The sequence below is a fragment of the Salmonella sp. A7 genome, from assembly GCF_020181675.1.
In the GTDB taxonomy this organism is placed as follows: Bacteria; Pseudomonadota; Gammaproteobacteria; order Enterobacterales; family Enterobacteriaceae; genus Salmonella; species Salmonella enterica.
On record NZ_CP084001.1, the window covers coordinates 4,098,599 to 4,124,849 of the forward strand.

Sequence of the window (26,251 nt, forward strand, 5' to 3'; positions counted from 1 at the left end):
AGTCGTATTAATGGACCGTGACCGATTACTGATGGCGATCAGTGTACGGCAGCAGAGACAGGTAGCGAGCGCGTTTGATAGCGCGAGCCAGCTGACGCTGGTATTTTGCACGGGTACCGGTGATACGGCTTGGGACAATCTTACCGCTTTCGGTGATGTAGTTTTTCAGCGTAGCGATATCTTTATAGTCGATCTCTTGAACGCCTTCCGCGGTGAAACGGCAGAACTTGCGACGACGGAAATAACGTGCCATATGGCTAGTCTCCAGAATCTATCAATTCAATCTGCTCGGCATGCAGAACCATTTTGCTCAGACCGTTCTTTGCCTTGTGGCAAGAGATAAACCCCTGAACGGTTATGCGGCTGCCGACCGTTATACTGTGAGTAATGGCCTGGTTTTCGTGTCCGCTAACAATAACGGGCATTTGGCACCACGCCTGCCGGTGAAAGCCGGCTTCCTCTTGCACAGAACGATGCTCAAGCACGAACTGGCAATGCGGAATTCCTGATGGACTGACCTTTCGAAGGGGGGCCCTGCACACGGTGCCGGACAACGCCAGACGGTTGGTCATCAGAAATTACTCTTCAGAATCCCCAGCTTCAGCATCATCTGCGGTTTCGTTAGCGAAATCATCGCGACGCTCACGGCGCTCGTCTTTCGCTTTAACCATCGGAGAAGCTTCGGTAACAGCGTGCTTAGTACGCATAACCATGCTGCGGATAACGGCATCGTTGAAGCGGAAGGTAGTTTCCAGCTCATCGATCACTTCCTGCGGCGCTTCAACGTTCATCAGAACATAGTGCGCTTTGTGCAGTTTGTTGATCGGGTAAGCCAGCTGACGGCGGCCCCAGTCTTCCAGACGGTGGATCTTGCCTTCTGCGCCAGTGATGGCGGCAGAGTAACGCTCGATCATACCCGGAACCTGTTCGCTCTGGTCAGGATGGACCATAAAAACGATTTCGTAATGACGCATCGAATTGCTCCTTACGGATTATTCAGCCTCCTGTCTGGGTCAGCCGCGGCCCATGGAGGCAAGGAACGTGTTAAAGGTCGGCTGAAAAATGACGCGTTATAATACTGACACGTCCGGCGAAACTCAAGGCAATAGTTCGATTATTTATGTGCCTGCCGATCAGTTCTGAAATGTAAAAGATTAAGGCTGAGATACCGACCTGTTAACCACCATAACAGCTAGCGAGTTGACGATTTATCAGGCAGAAGCGGGAAATGCGGTAATTTTTTGAACAACTGCATCAGAAATGGTCGCTATCGCTCCTGCTGGTAGCGATTAAAATAACATCAGAGGTTCACAAAAAAGGAGGCAGGGCCAGGTCAGCAACCGCCGCCGAGGAGGCCACTATGTTCTTCCGTATTTTCCCCCTTCTGGCTGGATTTTTGCTCAGCGTAAATACAATGGCAGCCATTGAAATTGATAATCGTCAGGCCAGAAATATGGACGATATACAGAGCTTAGGCGTGATTTACATAAACCATAATTTCGCGACTGAAAGCGAGGCCCGCCAGGCGCTGAAAGAAGAAACTGATGCGCGAGGCGCAACGTACTACCACCCGATTTTGTTACGGGAGCCCAGTAGTAACGGCAACATGCATGCCAGCGCGGAGATTTATCGCTAGTATCAGGAAAATGCCATAGTTTTGCCCCCTGGTCAGGGGGCATTTTTTTCGCTTATCGGGTTGTTAATGGCACTTCGGCATCCGGCTCATGCGTTATGCGGTTTCGCAGATCGCGGCGCATTAATTCAATCACCCAAAACCAAAATACATGTCCCAGAATTTCAGAAGCGTACTCGTCAAAAGGAAGTTGTGTAAGCGGAGGCGTTAAGTTCAGCGCCGGGCAGAATATGCCATGCACGACAACCGTAACAATCAGCCCCGCCAGTATCCCCTGCCATAATTTAACTTTCGGGAAAATTTCCGCGACGACGCAGTAACCTATTGCGAATACCAGCGAAAAGATAATGTGAGTTACCATCACAGGGTTAATAACATGCTCAGAAAAGGTATAAACCGTTTGTGTTGGGTCAATGCCTAAATAATCCCGCAAAAAAATATACGGTGGATTAAACTCATCGCGCCCGCCGGAAAACGTTCGCGGCGGTAAAGGAACTTCCGCGCCCCATTTTACAAATGCTGAAATAATACCCGCTGCAAAACCAATTAACGCAGCTACTCCATACCGACGCCGCTGTGGGTCAGTTTTAACAAACAATCCGTTGATAGACACAATAGTATGATTCTATAGAGTGTTATGAAAGAAGCTCCGGAATCTGACCAATTACATCCCTGAGGGATAGGATCCCGGAGCGTTGTTTTACTTCTGCCCGTAATACGCATTCGGGCCATGCTTACGCATGAAGTGTTTATTCATCAGATAATCGTCGATGGGGTTGAGGCCAGGGTTAATGCCGCGCGCAATCCACGCCATTCGCGCCACTTCCTCCATGACGACCGCGTTATGTACCGCATCGTGCGCATCTTTCCCCCAGGCGAACGGCCCGTGTTGATACACGACAATGCCTGGCGTATGCAGCGGTTCCACCTCGCCCAGCGTTTCGATGATCACCTTACCGGTGTTCAGCTCGTACTCGCCCTGCACTTCTTCTTCGCTTAACGCTCTGGTACAAGGAATATCGCCAAAGAAATAGTCCGCGTGCGTGGTGCCGAGCGCTGGAATAGCCATCCCCGCCTGCGCCCATGCCGTGGCGTGGGTGGAGTGGGTATGAACGACGCCGCCAAGCGACGGATAGCGTTGATACAGCGCCAGATGGGTAGCGGTATCGGAAGAAGGACGATAACCTCCCTCCACCACTTTGCCATCCATATCCACCACCACCATGTCATCTACCTTCATGGTTTCATAGGCGACACCGCTTGGCTTAATTACCACCAGCCCGCGTTCGCGATCGATAGCGCTGACGTTGCCCCAGGTAAACGTCACCAGTCCATAACGGGGCAAATCCATGTTAGCGTCAAATACCTGCTGCTTGAGTTTTTGCATTAGGCTGCCTCCACCAGACCGGCGCTGGCCATGCGCGCTTTCACCCAGTCACGCGCTTTCGCTACCTCTGCCGCCGGGTTCTCTGCTGTTTCGCTCCACATCTCAATCAGATAGGGCCCGCAATAGCCACTCTGTTTGAGCGTTTCGAAGCAGCGTTCGAAATCGACAACGCCTTCGCCAAACGGCACATTTTTGAACACGCCGGGTTTAGTATCTTTGACGTGTACCGCGACGATATGCCCGATTCCCGCCTGTAGCTCCATCTGTACGTCGTTATCCCAGGCAGACAGATTGCCGATATCCGGATAGAGCTGGAACCACGGGTTATTGAGGTAGTGAGCATAGCCCAGCGCTTTACTGATGGAATTCATCAGCGGGTAGTCCATGATCTCCATCGCCAGCGTCACCTGGGCGCGGCTGGCCATATCAACGCTCTCTTTTAACCCATCGCGGAAGCGGCAACGCGTTTCGTCGTTGGCCTGCTGATAGTAAACGTCGTACCCCGCCAGTTGAATGACGCGAATCCCGACGTCCTGCGCAAACTGAATCGCTTTACGCATAATCTCCAGCCCCTGCGCCCGTACCGCGTCATCTTCGCTACCGAGTGGAAAACGACGATGCGCGCTCAGACACATGGACGGCACGCGCACGCCGGTTTCAGCAACCGCGCTCACCAGCGCCAGGCGCTGCTCGCGACTCCAGTCAAGCCGCGAAAGACGTTCATCGGTTTCATCGACCGACATCTCGACGAAATCGAAACCCAGTTCTTTTGCCAGCGTCAGGCGCTCCAGCCAGCACTCCCCGGCGGGGAGCGCTTTTTCATAGATGCCAAGCGGGATTTGTTTCGACAACATAGCCGCTCCTTAGCCCCACAGTTGAGCGATGGAACGTTTAAACTGACGCGCGGCTTCTACCGGAGAAGCGGCATCACGGATGCTGCGGCCCGCGATAAAGACATGGATCGGAATGCCTTTGAACAGCGGCAGGTCTTCCAGCGCCAGCCCGCCGGTCACGGTCACTTTAAAGCCCATATCGGACAGCCGCTTAATCGCAGTAATATCCGCTTCACCCCACGCCACGCCTGCGGCCTGCGCGTCGCGGCTGCGGTGGTAAACCACTTGCTGAATGCCCGCATCGCGCCACTGCTGCGCCTGTTCCCAGGTCCAGTAACCGGTCAGCTCGATTTGCACATCGCCGTTGAACTCTTTTGCCACATCCAGCGCGCCTTTCGCAGTGTTGATATCCGCACAGCAAATCACGGTCACCCAATCTGCGTTGGCTTCGAAGCACATACGAGAAAGGATTTTGCCGGCATCGGCAATTTTGGCGTCCGCCAGCACAATTTTGTGCGGATAGAGCGCTTTCAGGTCGCGAACGGCGCGCACGCCTTCGCCCACGCACAGAATGGTGCCCACTTCAATGATATCGACTTCTTCGGCAATCAGGCGGGTGGTTTCATAGGCGCTATCCATAGTCTGGTTGTCCAGCGCGACCTGCAACATTGGTAATGACATGTTCAATTCCTTCTTAAGCTGCCGCGTTGGTGCGGTCAATGAGATCCAGGACTTCCTGCGCGGTACGGCAGGCGCGTAAACGGTCAAAATTGGCTTCGTCTTCAAACAGATTAACGATCTGCATGATGCCTACTTCCTGATGGGTATTGGCGTCTACTGCCGCCATGGTGATCAGAATATCCACCGGGTCGTTATCTTCGTGGTTGAACTCCAGCGGCTTTTTCAGCGTCACCAGAGAAAAACCGGTTTTCTTGACCCCTTCTTCCGGGCGGCCATGCGGCATCGCCAGGCCGGGGGCAATCACAAAATAGGGGCCAAACTGCTCAACGCCATCGAGAATGGCCTGGTAATAGCGCGGCTCCACCACGTCGGCAGCCACCAGTAAATCGACGCCGATCTTGACGGCTTCCTGCCAGGTATTCGCTTCAGCCTGCAGGCGGATAGAATTATTCTCCGCCAGTGAATCACGTAATTTCATGTTGCATCCTTACTTCACGTCTTGCGGGAAATGTTCTTTGATCACTTCCAGCAGTTTCGGGCCGAAGTCAGCTGGAGAGAGCATGTTGCGCACGCCAACCACATATTTGTTGCCGGTCACGCTGATTTCGCCTGCAATATGGGTAGAAGCGATGATGATATCCGCGCCGCTCAACTCGCTTTTGTACTCGCCAACCGCGCAGCTGTTTACCGTGTGGTCAATGTTTGATTGGGTTAAAAACTGGTCCACTTTCATTTTCATGATCATGGAACTGCCTTGTCCGTTGCCACACACAGCCAGAATACGTACGGTCATAATCAAAACTCCTTATTAAGCAGACTGTTCTGCCAGTTGTTTTTCTGCATCTTCTTCTGCGCGCAGTGCGCGGCCAGCGAAGAACATATAAGCCAGTGCAATTACAATGATGACGGCCATAAAGGCGATACCGAGGGAGAAGAAGCCCTGCATCATCGGCGGTGCCAGAATCGACCAGTCCGCCATACCCATCCAGGCACTCATACCGGTGAGTTTCACCGCCCAGACGCAACCAAAGATTTCAATCATCCCCATCACCAGACAAATTTTCAGCGCCGCACGCCAGCCGCCGAAGTGGTTAGCGAACACGCCGATAGTGGCGTTGGAGAAGAACATCGGGATAAAGCCAGGAATAATCAGGATCGAGGAGCCGCAGGCAACCAGGATGCCAACCGCAATCAGCTGACCAATGGTGCCCCACATAAAGCCCCAGACCACCGCGTTCGGCGCGAAGCTATAAATAGCCGCACAGTCAATCGCCAGTACTGCGCCCGGAATCAGACGCTGGGAGATACCGTTAAAGGCCTCAGAGAGTTCTGCCACAAACATGCGCACGCCCTGAGTGATGATGAAGATCGCCACCGCAAAGGAGAAACCGGTTTGCAGGATGTAGACCGTCCAGTGCACTTTGCCCGCCATCGCCTGCACGGTGTCGATACCGAAGGAGAGCAGAATGGCACCAAAGAAGATGGTCATTACAATCGCCGTGGAGACGATGTTGTCGTGGAAAATGTTCAGCCAGCCCGGCAGTTTGAGGTCTTCAACGCTTTCCTCTTTTTTGCCCAGGAACGGCGCGACTTTATAGGCAATCCAGGAAGCAAACTGCTGCTGGTGACCGATGGAGAAACCACAGCCATCGGTCACTTCCTGAGTCGGCTTATACATCATGTTGGAGGTAATACCCCAGTACAGGGAAACCAGTATCGCCGTGCAGATAATGGTGGTCCACATGGAATAGCCGAAGATATAGAAAGAGACCGCAATCAGCCCCGCCTGCTGGAACATGATGTGCCCGGTCAACATGATGGTGCGAATACCGGTAATGCGTCGCAACAAGACGTAACAAATATTCAGCGCCAGCGCGAGCAACACCGCGTAGCCTACCCAACTATACGCATCACCCATCCGTTCGATCGTTGCCATCATCGAAGCATAGGTATCGGAAATCGCGCCGTTGATGCCGTAGACCTCAGACATTTTCGCCACCACCGGTTTAAAGGTGCTGGTCAGAATGCCGGACCCGGCCTGTAGCAGCATGAAGCCAATGATGGTTTTGATCGTCCCTTTGATGATCACGCTGACGCTTTTACGCAGCAGGATATAGCCCAGGCAGGTCACAATACCCAGTAATAGCGGGGCATTGGTCATTACCTGATTAAAAAAAATGGTAAAGATGTTGTAGAGGATCTCCATAACGATCTCCGGTAGACAAGGTTGCTGAGTCACAGGCGCTCAGAATAATGTCCCTCCACTGTAATTTTCAAAAGTAATCACAACAAGATTGAATTTGATTAAATGTGACGTAGCGCGCAAATAATTAGCACACTTAATACATGGTTTACTTATAAATAACTCATTTCTTCATTAAAATAAGTAAAATCATAAAGATGAATACATCCCCATGACGCCAGAAAAGATTAAATTTTCTTCTGGCTGCGTTCTCCTCTACCCAAAAGTCAAAAAATAGCCCATTGCCTTCTTGAGAAAATAGTGTCAGGATTAATCAAAACAAATCACGTTTTGAACCATTTTGAACAAACATGAAGGTAAATGCGATGAGTAAAGTACAAAGCATCACGCGTGAATCATGGATTCTGAGCACGTTTCCGGAGTGGGGAAGCTGGCTGAACGAAGAGATTGAGCAAGAGCAGGTCGCGCCGGGTACGTTCGCTATGTGGTGGCTGGGCTGTACCGGTATCTGGCTAAAATCTGAAGGCGGCACTAACGTATGCGTCGATTTCTGGTGCGGTACCGGTAAACAGAGCCACGGTAATCCGTTGATGAAAACCGGCCATCAGATGCAGCGTATGGCTGGCGTCAAAAAATTACAGCCTAACCTGCGCACCACGCCGTTTGTTCTCGATCCTTTCGCTATCCGTCAAATTGACGCCGTACTGGCGACCCACGACCATAACGATCACATTGACGTCAATGTCGCGGCTGCCGTAATGCAGAATTGCGCCGATGATGTTCCGTTTATCGGCCCGCAGACCTGCGTGGATTTATGGGTTGGCTGGGGCGTGCCGAAAGAACGCTGCATCGTGGTAAAACCGGGCGATGTCGTGAAAGTGAAAGATATTGAAATTCATGCGCTTGATGCCTTTGACCGCACCGCATTAATCACCCTGCCCGCCGATCAGAAAGCCGCTGGCGTACTGCCAGACGGCATGGATGTACGCGCGGTTAACTATCTGTTTAAAACGCCGGGCGGCAATCTCTATCACAGCGGCGATTCTCACTATTCCAACTACTACGCGAAACACGGCAACGAACATCAAATTGATGTCGCGCTCGGTTCTTACGGTGAAAACCCGCGCGGTATTACGGACAAAATGACCAGCGCGGATATTTTACGCATGGCGGAATCGCTGAATACCAAAGTGGTGATCCCGTTCCATCACGATATCTGGTCGAACTTCCAGGCCGATCCGCAAGAGATCCGCGTGCTATGGGAAATGAAGAAAGATCGCCTGAAGTATGGTTTTAAACCGTTTATCTGGCAGGTTGGCGGCAAGTTTACCTGGCCGCTGGATAAAGACAATTTCGAATACCACTATCCGCGTGGGTTTGACGATTGCTTTACCATTGAACCCGATCTACCGTTCAAATCCTTCCTGTGAGTCGATATCATGCCGGGATTACCCGGCATTTTTTCCATTTACTTTAGTATTTCCAGGCTATTTCAAATATCATCTTTTCAAATCAATTTGTATCGGAATAGCTCATGACTGAAGCACAAAGACATCAAATACTGCTGGATATGCTGGCACAGTTGGGCTTTGTTACCGTCGAAAACGTGATTGAGCGTCTGGGGATCTCCCCGGCGACAGCGCGCCGCGACATCAACAAGCTCGACGAAAGCGGGAAACTTAAAAAAGTGCGCAACGGCGCAGAGGCCATTACCCAACAGCGGCCCCGCTGGACGCCGATGAATCTGCACCAGGCGCAAAACCACGATGAAAAAGTACGCATCGCGAAAGCGGCGTCGCAGCTGGTGAACCCGGGTGAAAGCGTAGTGATTAACTGCGGCTCCACCGCTTTCCTGCTGGGGCGCGAAATGTGCGGGAAGCCAGTACAGATCATTACCAACTATCTGCCGCTGGCGAATTATCTGATCGATCAAGAGCATGAAAGCGTGATTATCATGGGGGGTCAGTATAATAAAAGCCAGTCGATTACCCTGAGCCCGCAGGGAAGTGAAAACAGTCTCTATGCTGGCCACTGGATGTTTACCAGCGGAAAGGGCTTAACCGCGGATGGCCTGTACAAGACCGATATGCTAACCGCCATGGCGGAACAAAAAATGCTCAGCGTCGTCGGGAAACTGGTCGCGCTGGTCGATAGCAGTAAAATTGGCGAGCGCGCGGGAATGCTGTTCAGCCGCGCCGATCAGATCGCTATGCTGATTACCGGCAAAAATGCCAATCCGCAAGTTTTGCAACAGCTTGAAGCCCAGGGTGTAAGCATACTCCGCGTTTAAAGATGCTGTCGGAAAAACGCTACCGTCGCCGACAACGCTTCTGGCGTAATGCGATGCCGCACGCCTGCGGCCCATAAACAGGTCACATGCTTATCCAGCTTCGCCCCGGCGAGTGCCTGCTGGAGCCGGAAGGTTTCGATAGCAGGCACCACGTCATCCTCCTGACCATGCCACAACAGAAGCGGCCTGTCGGCCAGTCGCTCTAACTGGTGTGTGACTTCCCATTCACGTAGCGGCGCGATGATATTGTCGAATTCCGCCTGCTGTACCGGGTTCTGCGGGGATAACGGCGGGAAAAGCGTCCGGGCGAGCCCGGTAAAATAGCCCGACCCCATTAAACTGGCCCCGCATTTTACCTCTTGGTGACGCGTCATAATGCCCAGCGCCGTCATACCGCCCATGGATGCGCCGCCCACCGCTAACCGCCCGTCAAGTAGCCAATTTTCCGCCTGAATCGCCGCACGTAACGTCGTAAATTCCTGCATGTTTTGGTGCAGAATCTGCCAGAATCGCTGTATCCGTCCCTGTGAGTCGCCGCCGAAGCGAGCGCCATGCTCCGGCGCATCCGGCATGACTACCCGCAATCCTGCCTGTGCCAGGGCAACGGCAAAATAACTATAAACCAGGCTGGAGGAGGTGAAGCCATGATAGAACACCACACAGGGAAGCGGCACGGCGCGTTTCCCTTCCGGGAAGGCATGTAATACGACGCCTCCGGCTAATTGTCGTGTTTCAATCGCTATCATTATTCTCTCCTTTTTATCCGGTATGCCACGGAGAAATACTTAACGCAAGTTTATGGATAGCGCAATAATTCATAATGTTTGAGAACTGGGTTACGCTTTCGCAACGTTTTCATTCGAAAATCGCGTGACAGGTAACACTTCGGGAACATTCCCCCTAAAGGGAAATCAATAAGGCATTACACTATGATTATCAGGAAACGAGATAGAGTTATGCGTCGGTTTGCTTCATTGATAGCAGCACTGTTATTAAGCGCGTGTAGCGTGCTGCAGGGTACGCCGCAACCTGCGCCGCCTGTCGCCGATCACCCGCAGGAAATCCGTCGCGATCAAACGCAAGGACTACAGCGGATGGGGACCGTAAGCGCGCTGGTTCGGGGCTCCCCGGATGATGCAATAGATGAAATCAGAGCGAAAGCCGTCGCTGCGAAAGCCGATTATTACGTTATCTTAATGGTTGATGAAACGGTTGTAACCGGCCAGTGGTATTCACAAGCCATTTTGTATCGTCAATAACAGTAGATTGATTTTTAGTCAGTTTTACATTGCTTTGCGCCCCTATGCGTTTACCTGTGCACAATACACAAACAGGTTTACCGTGATGGAGCGTCCTGTTAAATGCGGGGTATGTAATAAGGAGCTGACGATGAAACAAGAACTTGCCTTATCCTCACTGCTGCTTTCTGCCGGACTGGTGAGTACGACGGCACAGTCTGCCGAATTCGCCAGTGCTGACTGCGTAACGGGTCTGAATGAAATCGGCCTGATCTCGGTCAGTAATATTGCAGGAAACCCACAGGATGTGGAGCGGATTATCGCCCTGAAAGCCGACGAACAGGGTGCGTCCTGGTACAGAATTATTCAAATGTATGAAGAACAACAGTCGGATAACTGGCGCGTACAGGCGATACTCTATGCCTGATGCCGCGTGGCTCGCGCCGGATGGCATGTACTACAGGTCAAACGTTACCGCAGTCCCCCGGTCGCCCTTAACAGTAAATCATTTTGCACCTGGGCAGGCAGCGGCATTTCGCCGCGTGTATCCAGCATCATCTGACACCACGCTTGCGCCAGCGGCGGCGAGGCATGACGCAGCATTTCCGCTCCGCATCCCAGCAAGAAAAGCTGCTGCGTAATCTCTCTGCCCATTGCTTCGTCCGGTTTGCGTAAACGTTGCTGTAGCTGGCGTACCGCGCGGTCGTAATGGCGATCCTGACCTTTGACTTCCGCAAAAGCTTCACTCAATACGTCATAGACGCCGTGTTGTTTTGTCAGCACCCGCAGTACATCCAGACACATGATATTACCGGAACCTTCCCAGATACTGTTCACCGGCATTTCACGGTACAGGCGCGGGAGTTCGCTCTCTTCGCAATACCCCATCCCGCCGAGAACCTCCATCGCCTCAGCCACAAAAGGGATTCCCTGCTTACAGATGGCGAATTTCGCCGCTGGCGTGAATAATCGCGCCCATAATGCCTCTTTCGCCTCGCGACGTTGCTCCCAGGCGCGCGCCAGCCGAAACAAAAGCGCCGTCTGCCCTTCCAGGCATAGCGCCATACGACTTAAGGTTTGTCGCATCAACGGTTGTTCGATCAGCGTTTTACCAAAAGCCTGACGCTGATGAGCATGGTAAATCGCGACTGAAAACGCGCGCCGCATTAAACCATGACTCCCGAGCGCGCAGTCAAGACGCGTCATACCGCCCATCTTTAAGATATGCCGAATTCCTTCGCCCTCTTCTCCCAGCCGCCAGCCGACGGCATCCTGAAACTCGACTTCGGCGCTGGCATTAGATCGATTACCGAGTTTATCTTTCAGGCGTTCAAGACGAACAGAGTTCCGTTGCCCGTCTGGCAGGAAACGCGGCACAAAGAAACAGGATAGCCCTCCTTTTGCCTGCGCCAGCACGAGGTGCGCATCACTTTGCGGCACAGAGAAAAACCATTTATGTCCCACCAGCCGATATGAATCATCCGCCAGCCGCTCCGCGTGGGTCGTATTACTGAGTACGTCCGATCCGCCCTGCTTTTCCGTCATTCCCATGCCGATAAGCAGGCCCCGTTTTTGCCCGCCCGGCAGCAAATGCGAATCGTAGCGATCGCTGCGCAGCGGCACCAGCCAGTCATGGAAAGTGGCGGGAAGCATCTGCAATAGCAACGGTGTCGCGGCAAAGGTCATCGTGACAGGACAGAGTGTTCCCGCTTCTACCTGAGCATGTAATACAAAACGCGCCGCCCGGGCGACAAAACTTCCCGCCCTTGCCTCCTCCTCCCAGGCCAGGTTATGTACCCGATTAGCGCAAAGCCCCTGCATCAACAGGTGCCAGGCGGGATGAAAGCGAACGTCATCCAGGCGCTGTCCCTGGGGATCGTAACGCAGCAACTCAGGAGGATGCGCGTTCGCCAGACGACCCAGTTCCAGTGATTCCGCCGTTCCCAGTTGTTGGCCAATGCTGGCGAGAAGATCGCTATCCCATCCCGCTCCTTCCCGGGAAACCGCTTCACACAGCGCGCCATCAGACAGGAATAAGTTACTGTTATTGAGCGGAGCTGGTTGATTAAAAACGGTATGTGTTTGCCAGGACATGGTGTCTCCCTCCTTCAATGGCGCTGAAGTCAAGTATGGTCATGACTGCGCCATTGACGCCGGAGCAAGATCACAAAAGTATGATTAACCGGCAATATAATGTGGGACGAAACGGGAAGTGTCTTTGGTAATCAGCGTATTGTCCTCGCGAATCCCCATCCCGGAGGCTTCATCGTCAATGATCCAACTGCCAATCAGCGTATAGCTATCGCCAAAGCGCGGCAAAGGCTGAAACGCCTGGTAAATCATCGGCTCGTCAGCGTAGTCGCCGTCGGCATGATCGATAACATTTTGCCGCTCGTCGAAAATCGTGACGTTGCCGCCTTCACGTGAATAAATCGGCTTCCGTACGCTGCTTTCGCCTGGCGCTGCGAGCGATTTTTCGCCCTCAAACCAGGCCGGTAGCAGATTCGGATGGCCAGGGAAAAAGCGCCACAATAACGGCAACAGCCCTTTGTTACTCAGAATACTTTTCCACAATGGCTCAATCCATTGCTCACGCCGTTTTCGCAACAGCGGGCCGTTGTCATCGCGCATCATCCACTCCAGCGGGTAGAGCTTAAAGGCGCGGCGAATCACATTATCGTCCAGATCGGTCAGCACGCCGCCTACACCAAGCCCCAGTTCTTCAATATAGATAAATCGCGTTTCCTGGCCCGCCTGCTGCGCGCAATCCTGAAGGTACAGCACCGTCGTGCGATCTTCGTCGGTATCTTCACAACAGCAAAAGTAGAGCGGTTCCCGACTGTACAGCTCGCTGAAGCGGGCGATCAGCCGCTCCTGTATCGCGTTGTATTGATCGGCATCACGCGGAATGGCGCCGCTACGACGAGCATCCTCCAGCCATAGCCATTGAAAGTAGGAGGATTCATAGAGCGATGTCGGCGTATCCGCGTTGTATTCCAGCAATTTAACCGGATCTTTGCCGCACCAGACGAAATCCATCCGTCCGTAAAGCGAAGGATCGCGGCTGCGCCAACTTTCGGCGATGACATCCCAGTACAATGGCGGGATCGCCAACTGCTGCATGATCTGCTCATCCCGGACGGCCCGCTCGACAACCTCCAGACACATCTGATGAAGCTCTGCGGTCGGTTTTTCGATCTGTTCTTCAATTTGCCGTAATGTAAAACGGTAGGCCCGGCTTTCATCCCAGTAAATTTCGTTATCGATAACATGAAAGTCAAAACCGTGATCGCAGGCGATCTTATCCAGATCCCGGCGTACCGGTACGTTATGTCGTAACATGGTTAGCCTCCCCAGTGCCCGCGGGCGCTGGAAGAACGGCCATAGCCGCCGCGGGAGACGGTGGACGCTTTCCGTGTCGTATAACCAAGGCTGGTCGCGGTATCGCTTTTCCCTGTACCGCTGCGCCACGCATAATCGCCGGACGTGGTGCGCCAGACGGGACGGGAGGCGTAGGATGAACCACCGCTGCTATAGATGTATTGTTCGTCACGGTTTTGACGAATCGCGCGGCTGAGCAAAAAGCCGCTTAATACCGGAACCCAACTCCGATCGGTGCTATCAAAGTAGCAATCGCCAAACTGCGACTGACAGCTCTCCTGCGTCAATTGCTTAGGCACATTCGCGTAAAATTCTGTTTTCGCATTATTCCAGCCGTCAGCGCAAACGCTGGCGCTATTGCCATCGTCAATACAGTCGTTCACCGTGGTGTAAAATGTCCCATCGCCGTCGTTGTCAGTATTGCCGCCATCACCGCACCCTTTCAGGAGAAAAAAGGCCGCTCCGCCCATAATCACCAGCGTCAGGCATTTTGGCGTGTAGCGATTTCGTTGCCGCTCAAAGGGATTAACCGGTTCGGCTATCCGTCTTATTGCCGAATGGCCTACGCCGGATGTGCTTCTGGATTTTCGTTTTTTTGCCATGATCTTCCGTTACCATGTCATACAGGCAGCGTTAAAAATACCGCCAGCCAGCGCTGCGGTTCCCATAAATAGCCCCGCCGCCACGTTGTGATGAATAATTTTTTCGCTCAGCGTAGGCATGTATAACCTTACGCAGCCATAAATCAGCAGTTGAATCACCAGCGCAATGCCGCCCCAGGCAAAATAGTCCGGGATGCTGACCGAGTTTATCGCCGCGCTGGATAAGGGGATGACATAGCCCAGCAACGTACCGCTAAAGGCCAGCGATGCCGCAGTATTGTTATTTTTTATCAACTGCCATTCATTATGCGGCGTTATCTTTGAGTAAATAAAAAGAAATGCGATGACCATTGCCGCGCCAATAAAAAAATAGGCGCAGAAAGCCAGTAATGCGTCCAGTATATGCATAATTGTCCTGTTTGTGCTTAACCAATAACCGTCAGTGAGGTGAGCGGGATATCCACGCCGAGCGCGCGCGAAAACACCCATTCAGGCTCACCGCGTTCGTTAAATGATTCTTCCCCGTTCAATAGAAGATACTCCCAGGCGTCGTCCGTCACCTGGCGCTGGAAGCCCATCGTAAAATTGTGAACGTCCCATTTCTCTGCCTGCTGATTTTCAACCTTTTCCAGCATGTAGACAGGTTCAATATTGCCCGGCTCTTCATGGTTAAAAAAGCGTTGCCAGCGCCGTTCTTGCCAGTTGAGCGTCATCGGCCCTATTGCCGCTGGCGCAATGGCTGAACGCCAGTGGCGTTCCTCGTTAATACCGAAACTTTCCTCATATACAAAAAGTTTGATGTCATCAATGTCGTCAACACCCGTGCCGCCAGTGGTGTTAATTTGTAGAAACTCATCGCCAGAGGTGTAGTAGCGAAAAATCTGACTGCCGCCGCCTAAATCTATGCGACTCACTGCCGCGACAGTGTATTTTTCACCCGGTAGCGCCACCAGCAACGACGACTCCAGTAGCCGAAATGCCAGCGTATCCAGCGTGAAACCGGCGTTAAGATGTAATCCTAATGGTCCGCGAATCGGCGCTGGCGCGCTTGTTTTACCGAGCAAACGCTGAAAAAATTGCATCATAGGGGAACCTCTATCTCTTGCCATGCGACCTCTTCAGCCAGAATGCGATTGTCGTTGGGCATAATGCCATTTGAGATCGCGCATTCATGTGCCGTCTCGTATGAAAGCGACGAAACCCAGCACGGTAGCGCGCTTTCGCGCTACCGATAGCAAAGCAGATACTGCCCGATAAACAGGCCCAGCAAAGCGGGCCAGGTCAGTCTGGACAAATGACGCTGGCAGGTTTTGACAATCCATGTAAAGAGCATTATTCGCCTTGTTGACGCTGTAAACGCGCCAACACATCCTGAGCATTGCTTTTATTGGTTGCGCCAATACCGGCCTGCGCCAGTTTTTCGTCCAGGTCGCGTCCATCGGCGACTTTTTCCAGCTGCGCGGCGGCATCCAGCCGGGCCTGGCGTTCAGCCTGACGCGTTTGTAAACGTTTAAGCGACTCCGCCGCCGTAGACACATTCGACGCGGCTCCGACGGTCGAAGTCGTCACCGCCTGCTGGGCGCGCTGCATGGCTTCTGTCGCCTTAACCACTTCAAGTTGCTGCTCAAACTGCGCAATCCGCTGGCCTGTCGCCGTTACGGCCTTCTCTACCGCATCACGAGAGGCTTCCAGATTAGTCAGCACCTGTTCTTCGGCAAGAATGGCATTTTCCAGACGGGCTATTTCTTCCGCCACTTCGTTGAGTAAAGCGGCGTCGACATTCTTACTCATTGCCGCCAACGCCCGCGTTTCAAGGCTTGCTTTACGCTCACGTAAATCATTCAGCTTGTCATGGCTTAGTTTCACCCGCGCCAATAAATCCACTCTGGATTTACCCGCTTTATCCAGCTCGGCTTTTGCGTCGCGAATATGCTGCTCCAGCATACGTACACCCTGTGCTTCATCAATGGCCTCTTCTGCCTGAGCAACGAATGATTTACCTAACGTGAACAAACTTTTTAAAATTCCCATGTAAGCCGCCTGTATTATTCCTGTGAATAGACTTGTGTTATTTCAGCGATATCCAACGCATTTTCTACAAGCGTGGTGATTTCCAGCGTCACGTCGGCAAGCGACGAATTTAACGACAACGCGCCAAAAGCGACATAATATTCCTCCTGTTTTACCTGGGTAATACCGACCGAAGACAGCGGTAAAATCTTCTGATTTCTCAGCAAGAAAAGATTAAATTCCGCGGTATCTCTAATCGTATTTACCGGACAGATATAAGTCTCGATAACTATTTGTTGCGAGGTAAATAAAACCGCCAGTGGTAAATCGCCATAATCATTCATTTTTATTATTAATGATGATTCATTATTTTCTATATCAATATCTAATTCGGCGATGTTGTTTAACGCATCCGTCAGCGTCCGTGGAGTCCATGCCATATTTTTATCTCTATCTCATTTTTTATAAATAAAAGAAATTACAGGGTAGGTTTTTCTTTTTATATTACCAGCCAGAGATAAAAAAAAACCATCCATAATCGGATGGTTTTTTCTTAAAAAATACTATTAGCGTCAGGTTCGCTGGCGAACGGCTTCAAACAGACAAATCCCGGTCGCAACAGAGACATTCAGCGACGACACGCTACCGGCCATAGGAATGCTGATCAGCTCATCGCAGTGCTCACGGGTCAGACGACGCATACCTTCACCTTCTGCGCCCATGACCAGCGCCATGCGGCCAGGCATTTTGCTCTGATACAGCGTATGGTCAGCCTCGCCCGCCGTTCCGACAATCCAGATATTCTCTTCCTGCAACATGCGCATCGTGCGCGCCAGGTTGGTGACGCGGATCAACGGCACGCTTTCCGCTGCGCCGCAGGCGACTTTCTTCGCCGTCGCGTTAAGTTGCGCGGAGCGGTCTTTCGGCACGATTACCGCATGTACGCCAGCGGCATCGGCGCTGCGCAGACAGGCGCCAAGATTATGCGGATCGGTGACGCCATCGAGGATCAACAAAAAGGGGCGATCGTGTAATGCGATCAGATCCGGCAGATCGTTTTCCTGATACTGCCGGCCTGGTTTCACGCGAGCGATAATACCCTGATGCACGGCACCGTCGCTTTTCTCGTCGAGATATTGGCGGTTTGCCAGCTGGATAACCACGCCCTGGGACTCAAGGGCGTGAATCAGCGGCAACAGACGTTTATCTTCACGGCCTTTTAAAATAAAGACTTCCTGAAAACGTTCAGGGGCGCGCTCCAGCAGGGCCTGCACTGCGTGGATGCCGTAAATCATTTCGCTCATTAATGTACTCGTTGTTTACGTTTTGCCGGGGGCGCTACGCTTGCCCGGCCTACAGATAATTCACCCTCTTCTGTTTGAAGAGGGTATTGCTCACTCTGCCGCTTTTTTCTTCGCCGCACGCTTCGCTTTGGTCGCTGCGGCTATTTTCTGCGTTTTAGCCGATGGCTTTTTTGCTTTTCTCGCGTCTTTTTTCGCTGCTTTCGGCTTCGCTTTTTTCTCGCCGCGGAAGGCGCTATCAGGCTCGAAGTTAACTTTTTTACCTACCTGACGACGTTTACCGGCGTTTTTACTTTCACCTTTTTTCGCTTTTTCACGCGCCGTTTTGCCGACGTTACGCGGTGCGCGCTCGCTGGAAATCAAGCTAAAGTCAATTTTCCGTTCGTCCATATTCACCGCTTCGACGCGTACCTCGACCCGGTCGCCCAGGCGATATGTCTGCCCGCCGGACTCGCCAATCAGACGTTGCCCTACCTGATCGAAGCGATAGTAATCGTTATCCAGTGAGGAAACGTGTACCAGCCCATCGATAAACAGTTCATCAAGACGGACAAAGAAGCCGAAACCGGTGACGCTGGCAATCACGCCCTTAAAGACGTTGCCTACCTGATCCAGCATAAAGTCACATTTCAGCCAGTCGGAGACATCACGCGTCGCTTCATCAGCGCGGCGTTCCGCCATCGAACAGTGCTGGCCGAGCTGCAACATCTCTTCCATCGAGTAGTGATAACCGCCCGTTTCTGTGGTGTTGCCCTTGTTCCCTTGCTCTTTCGCCAGCAGGTACTTAATGGCGCGGTGCAAAGAAAGATCCGGATAGCGGCGAATCGGCGAGGTAAAGTGCGCATAAGACTGCAACGCCAGGCCAAAGTGCCCGCGGTTTTCCGGATCGTAAATCGCTTGCTTCATTGAACGCAGCAGCATAGTTTGCAGCATTTCGGCGTCCGGCCGGTCGGCAATCGATTCAAGCAGTTCGGCATAATCGCGCGGTTCCGGTTTATTTCCGCCCGGCAGCTCCAACCCCAGCTCCGCCAGTACGGAGCGGAATGAGGTGATCGCTTCGGTGGTGGGCTTATCATGAATACGGAATAACGCCGGCTCTTTAGCTTTTTCGACAAAGCGCGCCGCCGAGATATTCGCCATGATCATGCACTCTTCGATAAGCTTATGCGCGTCATTACGCTGGGTCTGTTCGATACGCTCAATGCGACGATCGGCGTTAAAGATAAACTTCGCCTCTTCGCTCTCAAACGAGATCCCCCCGCGCTCTTCACGCGCTTTATCCAGCACTTTGTAGAGGTTGTGCAGCTCTTCAATATGCTTCACCAGCGGCGCATATTGTTCACGCAGATCCTGATCGCCCTGCAGCATATGCCAGACTTTGGTATAGGTCAGACGCGCATGGGAGCTCATCACCGCTTCATAGAATTTGTAGCCGGTCAGCCGACCTTTCGCCGAGATGGTCATTTCACAGACCATACACAGCCTGTCAACCTGCGGGTTTAGCGAACACAGGCCGTTGGAGAGCACCTCCGGCAACATTGGGACAACCTGTGACGGGAAGTAAACCGACGTGCCGCGATTGCGCGCCTCGCGATCCAACGGCGTTGGCGGCCGTACATAATAGCTCACGTCAGCAATAGCGACCCACAAACGCCAGCCGCCGCCGCGTTTTTTCTCACAGTAAACCGCGTCGTCAAAGTCACGGGCATCTTCGCCATCAATAGTGACCAGCGGCAAATCGCGCAGATCGACACGACCGGCTTTCGCCTCTTCCGGCACCTCTTCTTTCAGCCCGGCAACCTGCTGCTCTACCGCCTGCGGCCAGATGTAGGGTATTTCATGGGTACGCAGCGCCATATCAACCGCCATACCGGTGCCCATATTGTCGCCCAGCACTTCGACGATTTTCCCTACCGCTTTAGTACGGCGAGTTGGACGTTGGGTCAGTTCAACCACGACCACGAACCCCATCCGCGCGCCCATGACGTCTTCTGGCGGGATAAGAATGTCGAAGCTTAGGCGGCTGTCGTCCGGCACTACAAAGCCGACGCCCGCATCGGTGAAATAACGCCCGACTATCTGACTGGTTTTCGGTACCAGTACACGGACGATACGCGCTTCGCGGCGACCTTTACGATCGGCGCCCAGCGGCTGCGCCAGCACCTGATCGCCATGAATACAGGTTTTCATCTGCTCGCTGGAAAGATACAGATCGTCTTTGCGGCCTTCGACACGTAAGAAACCGTAACCATCACGATGACCGATCACGGTGCCTTTCAGCAGGTCGAGGCGTTCCGGCAGCGCATAGCACTGGCGGCGGGTAAAGACCAGTTGTCCGTCGCGCTCCATCGCGCGCAGGCGGCGACGCAAGGCTTCAAGCTGCTCTTCGCCTTCAATATTCAGTTCTACGGCCAGTTCTTCGCGACTGGCCGGTTTTTCACGTTTCGTTAAATGTTCGAGGATAAATTCCCGGCTCGGGATAGGATTCGCGTATTTTTCTGCTTCGCGTTCCTGGAAAGGATCTTGTGACATTGAGGTTCCTCCATTGTCATCTCTAATGAAGTTTACTTCACTCCACCAGTAATAATTTATAAAGCGGTTGATTCTCTTCAACCAAATCGGCAAGCGTGTAGTTATCCAGCTCCTTGAGAAAACTCTGCACGGCCTTAGAAAGCGCCTGTTTCAGACGACAGGCAGGGGTGATGTGGCAAAATTCGCTGCTACAGTTGACCAGTGATAAGGGTTCCAGCTCACGCACCACATCGCCAATACAAATAGTATTAGCCGGTTTACCCAGGCGGATACCGCCATTTTTTCCCCGAACGGCGGTGACAAAGCCCGCCCGGCTAAGCTGATTGATAATTTTGACCATATGATTACGGGACACGCCGTAGACTTCTGTCACCTCAGAAATGCTGGTCATTCGTCCATCTGGTAACGACGCCATATAGATTAGCGCACGTAAGCCGTAATCGGTGAAACTCGTTAACTGCACATCAACCTCAGGAAAAGGGAAAACGGGATATAACTTATCTGTATTGATGATAAACCAGCCACCTGTCAGGCTGCTAATTTATTTCGGTTCAGGAAGGAAAAAAGCGGGGAACAATGACGCATTTGAGCCGAAGGGTGATGCAAAGCATCTTATCCGGCCAACAAATGCGTACTCATCATAGACCCGGTAAGCGTAGCGTTACCGGGCATCATCCATCAATTACGCGTCGAACGGGTCGCGCAGAATCATCGTCTCAGTACGATCGGGGCCGGTAGAAATAATATCAATCGGCACGCCGGTCAGTTCTTCAATACGCTTGATGTAGTTCAGTGCCGCCTGCGGCAGACCGCTACGATCTTTCACGCCGAAGGTGGATTCAGACCAGCCCGGCATGGTTTCGTAAATCGGCTCTACACCTTTCCAGTCGTCAGCTGCCAGCGGAGTGGTAGTCACTTCGCGACCATCCGGCATACGGTAAGCCACGCAGAGTTTCACCTCTTTCAGGCCATCCAGCACGTCCAGTTTGGTCAGGCAGAAGCCAGACAGGGAGTTCAGCTGTACCGCACGACGAACGGCAACGGTGTCCAGCCAGCCGGTACGACGACGACGGCCGGTAGTGGCGCCGTATTCGTTACCCTGCTTGCAGAGGAACTCGCCGGTTTCATCAAACAGCTCAGTCGGGAACGGACCTGCACCTACACGAGTGGAGTAAGCTTTGAGGATACCCAGAACGTAATCAACATAACGCGGGCCCAGGCCGGAACCGGTCGCCACGCCACCTGCAGTGGTGTTAGAAGAAGTTACATACGGATAAGTACCGTGGTCGATATCCAGCAGCGTACCCTGCGCACCTTCAAACATGACGAAATCGCCACGCTGACGCGCCTGGTCGAGCAGGTCCGAAACGTCAACAACCATAGAAGTCAGGATGTCGGCAACAGCCATCGTATCATCCAGAACTTTCTGGTAATCAACCGCTTCAACTTTGTAGTAGTTAACCAACTGGAAGTTGTGATATTCCATCACTTCTTTCAGTTTTTCAGCGAAGGTTTCTTTGTCGAAAAGGTCACCAACACGCAGACCGCGACGTGCCACTTTATCTTCATAAGCAGGCCCGATTCCACGACCGGTGGTGCCGATCGCTTTCGCGCCACGCGCTTTCTCACGCGCGTTATCCAGCGCAACGTGATAATCAAGGATCAGCGGACAAGCTTCAGACAGCAGCAGACGCTCACGAACGGGGATGCCACGGTCTTCCAGTTCTTTCATCTCTTTCATCAGCGCGGCCGGAGACAGCACAACACCGTTACCGATGATGCTGGTTACATTCTCGCGAAGAATACCTGATGGAATAAGATGGAGAACGGTTTTTTCACCGTTGATTACGAGAGTATGGCCTGCGTTGTGACCGCCCTGGTAGCGTACAACATATTTAGCCCGTTCAGTCAGAAGATCGACGATCTTTCCTTTACCTTCGTCACCCCATTGGGTGCCCAGTACGACGACGTTGTTACCCATTTTTCAAAATCACCGTTTGCTTAAAAATGGATTCTACCATCGCTTTTTCAGATATACAGCACTTTTTGCACTCAATCTGCGGCAAATCCGACCACTTTTTGCTCAGCCAATCGTTTTCCTCAACATGTAGTAGACCACAACTCCCGCAACCACAAGTCCGCCGCCAAAACGTCGTAAAACATTTTCCGGCAGTTGCGCCAGTGCCGAAACCATTTTTTTCCATGCGCCGGGATACAGCATCGGTCCCAGCCCTTCGAGGACTAATACCAGAGCAAGCGCCAACCAGATTGTTGAATTCATTTATCGCCCTTATAAAAGAAAACCACCGGCATCCTTTGGATGCGGTGGTTTTGCTGGTCTAAAACCGCTGACGCTATTTTAACGTGTCGTCGAACTCGGTGTCTTCATGTAGCGGAAGAAATCGCTGTCCGGGCTCAGTACCATCACGTCCTGATTACCTTCGAAGCTCTTCTCGTAAGCGCGCAGACTACGAATGAACGCGTAGAAATCAGGGTCCTGGCTGAACGCATCGGCAAACAGCTTCGCGGCCTCAGCATCACCTTCACCACGCATGATACGCCCCTGACGCTCGGCTTCCGCCAGAGTTTTCGTCACCTCATAGTCAGCAGCCGCACGCAGTTTTTCCGCTTCTTCCTGACCTTGTGAACGATGACGACGCGCGACCGCTTCACGCTCGGCACGCATACGGTTGTAAATCGCCTCAGAAACCTCGGTCGGCAGGTTGATCTGCTTAATACGCACATCGACCACTTCGATACCCAACGCCGCCATACTGTTCGGGTTGATGACCGGTACTTTACCTTTGGTTTCCGCCGTGACGCGTTCCGCCGCTTCGGCAATCGCGTCATCCGCCGCCGGGGTCGCTACTTCATCATCGGTACCGGCTGAACCGGAGTTCAGCGCGTCGCGCACTTCCAGAGTCAGACGACCACGAGAATCTGTCACGATGTCTTTTACGTCCAGGCGACCAATCTCAGAACGCAAACGGTCCGAGAATTTACGTTTTAACAGCACTTCGGCTTGCGAAATATCGCCGCCGCCGGTCGCCAGATAGTAACGGCTAAAGTCGCTGATACGCCATTTGATGTAGGAGTCGACAATCAGGTCTTTCTTCTCTTTAGTCACAAAGCGATCGGCCTGGTTATCCATCGTCTGGATACGCGCATCAAGCATTTTCACTGATTCAATAAACGGGATCTTAAAGTGCAGACCCGGCGCGTAAACCAGCGGTTTGTTCTCATCGTCACGCAGAACTTTACCAAAACGCAGCGTAATGCCACGCTCGCCCTCTTTGACCACAAAGACGGACATGTAGAGCACTACCAGCACGATGATGATAATCGCAATAACTGACTTACGCATCGTTATTCCCCCTGACGCTGGTAGTCGTTACGCTGCGCATTCGCGCGGCGTTGGTCCATAATATCGCCCTGATTTGAGGACGACGTGTTGCTTGCTCCGCTGGCGTTTGACTTTGTGGACGGCGGCAGGCGCAGCAGGTTGCTGGCGCTATTGTCGCTCTTTGCCGCCGGCGCATTCCCGCCTTTCAGCATCTGATCTAACGGCAGCACCATTAAATTACCGCTCTTGTCGTTAACCAGTACTTTACGGGTATGGCTCAGCACTTTTTCCATCGTTTCAATATACAGACGCTCGCGTGTAATCTGCGGCGCGGCTTTATATTCCGGCAAAATCTTCGCAAACCGGGCGACTTCACCCTGCGCTTCCAGGATAGTCTGGGTTTTATAGGCGCGTGCCTCTTCCAGAATACGCTGCGCCTGACCGTTGGCGCGCGGCTGAACTTCGTTGGTATACGCTTCCGCTTCACGAATGTACTGCTGCTCGTTTTCACGTGCGGCAATCGCGTCGTCAAAGGCGGCTTTCACCTCTTCCGGCGGACGCGCAGCCTGGAAGTTCACGTCCAGCAGGGTAATCCCCATGTTGTACGGTTTGATAGTCTCTTCCAGCTCGCGTTGGGTATCGCTACGAATAACGGTACGGCCTTCGGTCAGGATGCGATCCATCGTGTATTTACCAATGACGCCACGCAGCGCGCTGTCAGTGGCCTGACGCAGGCTATCGTCCGGGCTGGTCACGCTAAACAGATATTTCTGCGGATCGGTGACGCGGTATTGCACGTTCATTTCAACGCGCACGACGTTTTCATCAGACGTCAGCATCACGCCTGACGCCGCCAGTTCGCGCACCGCTTCAACGTTCACCGGCGTGACGTCGTCAATAAATGTCGGCTTCCAGTTCAGACCTGGCTCTACCAGATGGCTGAATTTACCAAAACGCGTCACAACGCCGCGCTCGGCTTCTTTAATGGTATAAAAACCGCTGGCCGCCCAGATAATGACTACTGCCGCCGCGGCGATGGCGACAATACGGCCTCCCAGTTGCGGACGCGGGCCTTGCGATGAGCTACCGCCGCCGGAACCGGTGCCTTTACCGCCCCCAAAACCACCGAGTTTTTTACTCAGCTTACGGAAGATATCATCCAGATCGGGAGGTCCCTGATCGCGGCCACCTTTGTTTCCATTTCCCCCAGAGTTGCTGCCAGGTTTGCTGCTTCCCCACGGGTCGCGGTCCTGTCCGTTATTACCGGGCTGATTCCACGCCATGTTTGTGCTCCATATTTGTTATGCGGTGATCCCCGTTGTCTTTCGACCTCAGAGGATAAGGCGAAATTACTCCATGCTTCAGACGAACCGCCGTTACAGACATCATCTTTCAGGCTGCGTCTTGAGTGGCGGCTTTTTTACCCCAGGTCACTTCGTTGTGAGCTCCTGAGATTCTCTCAGCTACCGCCTCAATACGACCTGAATGACTTCGCGTCTAGATCACGTATTCGATCAACGCCGGTTCTTGTTTACAGAGGCGACGCCAGTCGACAATCGGCATTCGTACCTGCAGACTGACGCTACCGTCTTCCTCCATCCACTCTTTTTCTATTGCCTGAAGCTGATAAAACCGGCTTCTCAGACGCCCTTCCTGCGGCGGCAAACGCAGCGTATGCTGCGCCACCTCGCCGGAAAGACGCTCCGTCAAAGCCTGAAAAAGCTGTGGTATTCCCACGCCGCTTTGCGCTGAAAGCCAAACGCGGATGGGTTTATTCTCTTCATCTCTGTCGATACGCGGTTCAAAGTCGTCCAGCATATCGATTTTGTTCATCACCATTAAGGTGGGGATTTCGTGAGCGTCAATCTCTTCAAGAACGGTGTTTACCGCCTCGATGTTTTCCTGCACACGAACATCCGCCGCATCGACCACATGCAGCAGCAGCGTCGCCTGACGCGTCTCCTGCAGGGTAGCTTTAAAGGCAGCCACCAGATCGTGCGGTAAATGGCGGATAAAGCCTACCGTATCCGCCAGAACGGTTTCACCGACATCCGCTACATCAATACGACGTAACGTGGGGTCCAGCGTCGCAAATAGCTGATCTGCCGCATAGACCCGCGCTTCAGTGATCTGATTAAAAAGGGTGGATTTTCCGGCGTTGGTATAGCCCACCAGCGATACCGTCGGAACGTCGGCCTTGATGCGCGACTGCCGCCCCTGCTCACGTTGCTTCTCAACTTTCTCCAGGCGCGACTGAATCTGCACAATGCGATTACGCAGTAAACGACGGTCGGTTTCGAGTTGGGTTTCACCCGGACCGCGCAAACCAATCCCGCCTTTCTGACGTTCAAGGTGGGTCCAGCCACGCACCAGACGCGTAGCCAGATGGCGTAGCTGCGCCAGCTCAACCTGCAACTTACCTTCATGGGTACGCGCACGCTGGGCAAAAATATCTAAGATAAGACCGGTGCGATCGATAACCCGGCACTCGCACAAACGCTCCAGGTTTCGCTCCTGGGCTGGACTCAATGCATGATCAAACAATACGACCGCTGCGCCAGTCGCTTTCACGGCTTCCGCAATTTCAACTGCCTTACCTTCACCTACAAAGTACTTCGGGTGCGGTGCTTTACGGCTACCGGTAATCACCTGCATTGCTTCGACACCGGCGGAAGAGACCAGAGATTCAAACTCCTGGAGGTCTTCCATATCTTTGTCTTGCGAAAAATAGATGTGTACCAGTACCGCCTGCTCACCGGCATCATAACGGTCAAACAAGCGTAAACCCTCTTAATAACCAGCGGGGGCGATTATCCG

Annotated in this window: 31 protein-coding genes and 1 pseudogene; 5 read left to right on the forward strand and 27 right to left on the reverse strand. The window is 52.8% G+C overall.

Annotated elements, in window-relative coordinates:
• Positions 1-25: 25 nt before the first annotated feature.
• The 3 genes from rpsR to rpsF are packed head-to-tail and all read right to left on the reverse strand — an operon-like array spanning position 26 to position 974.
• The gene (rpsR, locus tag LCS67_RS19925) at positions 26-253 is read right to left on the reverse strand and encodes a 30S ribosomal protein S18 (protein WP_000135199.1); all 228 of its coding nucleotides are present in this window, start codon (positions 251-253) and stop codon (positions 26-28) included.
• A 4-nt stretch (positions 254-257) separates the two neighbouring features.
• On the reverse strand, positions 258-572 hold the full coding sequence (gene priB / locus LCS67_RS19930) for a primosomal replication protein N (protein WP_001519453.1): 315 nt from the start codon (positions 570-572) through the stop codon (positions 258-260).
• A 6-nt stretch (positions 573-578) separates the two neighbouring features.
• Positions 579-974: a 30S ribosomal protein S6 gene (gene rpsF / locus LCS67_RS19935; RefSeq protein WP_001216673.1), complete on the reverse strand. Its 396-nt coding sequence runs from the start codon at positions 972-974 to the stop codon at positions 579-581.
• A gap of 386 nt (positions 975-1,360) precedes the next feature.
• Here rpsF and yjfY point away from each other — a divergent pair, with 386 nt between their 5' ends.
• On the forward strand, positions 1,361-1,636 hold the full coding sequence (yjfY, locus tag LCS67_RS19940) for a DUF1471 family protein YjfY (protein ID WP_000466078.1): 276 nt from the start codon (positions 1,361-1,363) through the stop codon (positions 1,634-1,636).
• A gap of 52 nt (positions 1,637-1,688) precedes the next feature.
• On the opposite strand, the gene LCS67_RS19945 is transcribed toward yjfY, so the two are convergent.
• From LCS67_RS19945 to ulaA, 7 genes are all read right to left on the reverse strand, one after another.
• The gene (locus LCS67_RS19945; RefSeq protein ID WP_000026294.1) at positions 1,689-2,246 is read right to left on the reverse strand and encodes a YagU family protein; all 558 of its coding nucleotides are present in this window, start codon (positions 2,244-2,246) and stop codon (positions 1,689-1,691) included.
• A gap of 87 nt (positions 2,247-2,333) precedes the next feature.
• Complete coding sequence (locus tag LCS67_RS19950; RefSeq protein WP_001170769.1) at positions 2,334-3,020, reverse strand: L-ribulose-5-phosphate 4-epimerase; 687 nt, start codon at positions 3,018-3,020, stop codon at positions 2,334-2,336.
• Positions 3,020-3,874 carry an L-ribulose-5-phosphate 3-epimerase UlaE gene (gene ulaE, locus LCS67_RS19955; protein ID WP_000949550.1) on the reverse strand — a complete coding sequence of 285 codons (855 nt, stop codon included), beginning with the start codon at positions 3,872-3,874 and terminating at the stop codon, positions 3,020-3,022. The genes LCS67_RS19950 and ulaE overlap by 1 nt, the downstream gene beginning before the upstream one ends.
• Positions 3,875-3,883: 9 nt before the next feature.
• A complete protein-coding gene (ulaD, locus tag LCS67_RS19960; protein ID WP_023216462.1) occupies positions 3,884-4,534 on the reverse strand; it encodes a 3-keto-L-gulonate-6-phosphate decarboxylase UlaD in 651 nt (216 codons plus the stop codon).
• A gap of 13 nt (positions 4,535-4,547) precedes the next feature.
• Positions 4,548-5,012, reverse strand: coding sequence for a PTS ascorbate transporter subunit IIA (gene ulaC, locus LCS67_RS19965; RefSeq protein ID WP_000776531.1), 465 nt, complete (start codon positions 5,010-5,012; stop codon positions 4,548-4,550).
• A gap of 9 nt (positions 5,013-5,021) precedes the next feature.
• Positions 5,022-5,327, reverse strand: a complete 306-nt coding sequence (gene ulaB, locus LCS67_RS19970) for a PTS ascorbate transporter subunit IIB (RefSeq protein WP_000218358.1) — start codon at positions 5,325-5,327, stop codon at positions 5,022-5,024.
• 15 nt (positions 5,328-5,342) lie between these two features.
• Positions 5,343-6,740: a PTS ascorbate transporter subunit IIC gene (gene ulaA, locus LCS67_RS19975; protein ID WP_000404876.1), complete on the reverse strand. Its 1,398-nt coding sequence runs from the start codon at positions 6,738-6,740 to the stop codon at positions 5,343-5,345.
• A 362-nt stretch (positions 6,741-7,102) separates the two neighbouring features.
• On the opposite strand from ulaA, the gene ulaG reads away from it, so the two are divergent.
• Together ulaG and ulaR are read left to right on the forward strand one after the other, a co-directional pair.
• Positions 7,103-8,167 (forward strand): L-ascorbate 6-phosphate lactonase, encoded by a 1,065-nt coding sequence (ulaG, locus tag LCS67_RS19980; RefSeq protein WP_000049161.1) that lies wholly within the window; start codon positions 7,103-7,105, stop codon positions 8,165-8,167.
• Positions 8,168-8,271: 104 nt separating this feature from the next.
• Positions 8,272-9,027 (forward strand): HTH-type transcriptional regulator UlaR, encoded by a 756-nt coding sequence (gene ulaR / locus LCS67_RS19985; RefSeq protein WP_000133620.1) that lies wholly within the window; start codon positions 8,272-8,274, stop codon positions 9,025-9,027.
• Here ulaR and yjfP read toward each other — a convergent pair.
• A complete protein-coding gene (yjfP, locus tag LCS67_RS19990) occupies positions 9,024-9,773 on the reverse strand; it encodes an esterase (protein WP_000560310.1) in 750 nt (249 codons plus the stop codon). The genes ulaR and yjfP overlap by 4 nt on opposite strands.
• A gap of 183 nt (positions 9,774-9,956) precedes the next feature.
• On the opposite strand from yjfP, the gene bsmA reads away from it, so the two are divergent.
• A complete protein-coding gene (bsmA, locus tag LCS67_RS19995) occupies positions 9,957-10,286 on the forward strand; it encodes a biofilm peroxide resistance protein BsmA (protein ID WP_000586836.1) in 330 nt (109 codons plus the stop codon).
• A gap of 130 nt (positions 10,287-10,416) precedes the next feature.
• Complete coding sequence (gene yjfN / locus LCS67_RS20000) at positions 10,417-10,692, forward strand: DUF1471 family protease activator YjfN (RefSeq protein WP_001542902.1); 276 nt, start codon at positions 10,417-10,419, stop codon at positions 10,690-10,692.
• 44 nt (positions 10,693-10,736) lie between these two features.
• Here yjfN and LCS67_RS20005 read toward each other — a convergent pair whose 3' ends face one another.
• From LCS67_RS20005 to hflX, 16 genes and pseudogenes are all read right to left on the reverse strand, one after another.
• Positions 10,737-12,359 (reverse strand): isovaleryl-CoA dehydrogenase, encoded by a 1,623-nt coding sequence (locus tag LCS67_RS20005; RefSeq protein ID WP_000118974.1) that lies wholly within the window; start codon positions 12,357-12,359, stop codon positions 10,737-10,739.
• Between the two features lie 84 nt (positions 12,360-12,443).
• Positions 12,444-13,607 (reverse strand): glutathionylspermidine synthase family protein, encoded by a 1,164-nt coding sequence (locus LCS67_RS20010; RefSeq protein ID WP_000943948.1) that lies wholly within the window; start codon positions 13,605-13,607, stop codon positions 12,444-12,446.
• A 2-nt stretch (positions 13,608-13,609) separates the two neighbouring features.
• Positions 13,610-14,248 (reverse strand): DUF1190 domain-containing protein, encoded by a 639-nt coding sequence (locus LCS67_RS20015; protein ID WP_001085604.1) that lies wholly within the window; start codon positions 14,246-14,248, stop codon positions 13,610-13,612.
• A 9-nt stretch (positions 14,249-14,257) separates the two neighbouring features.
• Positions 14,258-14,656 (reverse strand): DUF350 domain-containing protein, encoded by a 399-nt coding sequence (locus LCS67_RS20020; protein ID WP_000547736.1) that lies wholly within the window; start codon positions 14,654-14,656, stop codon positions 14,258-14,260.
• A 17-nt stretch (positions 14,657-14,673) separates the two neighbouring features.
• Positions 14,674-15,357 carry a YjfK family protein gene (locus tag LCS67_RS20025; RefSeq protein WP_000090292.1) on the reverse strand — a complete coding sequence of 228 codons (684 nt, stop codon included), beginning with the start codon at positions 15,355-15,357 and terminating at the stop codon, positions 14,674-14,676.
• Positions 15,358-15,479: 122 nt separating this feature from the next.
• A pseudogene (locus LCS67_RS22905) lies at positions 15,480-15,581 on the reverse strand (hypothetical protein); the annotation flags it as partial.
• Positions 15,581-16,279, reverse strand: coding sequence for a PspA/IM30 family protein (locus LCS67_RS20035; protein ID WP_000511981.1), 699 nt, complete (start codon positions 16,277-16,279; stop codon positions 15,581-15,583). The pseudogene LCS67_RS22905 and the gene LCS67_RS20035, both read right to left, overlap by 1 nt.
• Before the next feature lie 14 nt (positions 16,280-16,293).
• A complete protein-coding gene (locus LCS67_RS20040; protein WP_000312615.1) occupies positions 16,294-16,698 on the reverse strand; it encodes a YjfI family protein in 405 nt (134 codons plus the stop codon).
• Positions 16,699-16,830: 132 nt separating this feature from the next.
• Positions 16,831-17,562 (reverse strand): 23S rRNA (guanosine(2251)-2'-O)-methyltransferase RlmB, encoded by a 732-nt coding sequence (gene rlmB, locus LCS67_RS20045; protein WP_001293274.1) that lies wholly within the window; start codon positions 17,560-17,562, stop codon positions 16,831-16,833.
• Positions 17,563-17,652: 90 nt separating this feature from the next.
• Positions 17,653-20,091, reverse strand: coding sequence for a ribonuclease R (gene rnr / locus LCS67_RS20050; protein ID WP_000076351.1), 2,439 nt, complete (start codon positions 20,089-20,091; stop codon positions 17,653-17,655).
• Between the two features lie 37 nt (positions 20,092-20,128).
• A complete protein-coding gene (nsrR, locus tag LCS67_RS20055; protein WP_001177632.1) occupies positions 20,129-20,554 on the reverse strand; it encodes a nitric oxide-sensing transcriptional repressor NsrR in 426 nt (141 codons plus the stop codon).
• A gap of 219 nt (positions 20,555-20,773) precedes the next feature.
• Positions 20,774-22,072: an adenylosuccinate synthase gene (purA, locus tag LCS67_RS20060; RefSeq protein ID WP_000527965.1), complete on the reverse strand. Its 1,299-nt coding sequence runs from the start codon at positions 22,070-22,072 to the stop codon at positions 20,774-20,776.
• A 102-nt stretch (positions 22,073-22,174) separates the two neighbouring features.
• Positions 22,175-22,372 carry a DUF2065 domain-containing protein gene (locus LCS67_RS20065; RefSeq protein WP_001089290.1) on the reverse strand — a complete coding sequence of 66 codons (198 nt, stop codon included), beginning with the start codon at positions 22,370-22,372 and terminating at the stop codon, positions 22,175-22,177.
• A 78-nt stretch (positions 22,373-22,450) separates the two neighbouring features.
• Positions 22,451-23,455 carry a protease modulator HflC gene (gene hflC / locus LCS67_RS20070; RefSeq protein ID WP_001232417.1) on the reverse strand — a complete coding sequence of 335 codons (1,005 nt, stop codon included), beginning with the start codon at positions 23,453-23,455 and terminating at the stop codon, positions 22,451-22,453.
• Positions 23,456-23,457: 2 nt separating this feature from the next.
• A complete protein-coding gene (gene hflK, locus LCS67_RS20075; RefSeq protein ID WP_000312505.1) occupies positions 23,458-24,717 on the reverse strand; it encodes an FtsH protease activity modulator HflK in 1,260 nt (419 codons plus the stop codon).
• A 214-nt stretch (positions 24,718-24,931) separates the two neighbouring features.
• A complete protein-coding gene (gene hflX, locus LCS67_RS20080; protein WP_000460338.1) occupies positions 24,932-26,212 on the reverse strand; it encodes a ribosome rescue GTPase HflX in 1,281 nt (426 codons plus the stop codon).
• Positions 26,213-26,251 lie beyond the last annotated feature (39 nt).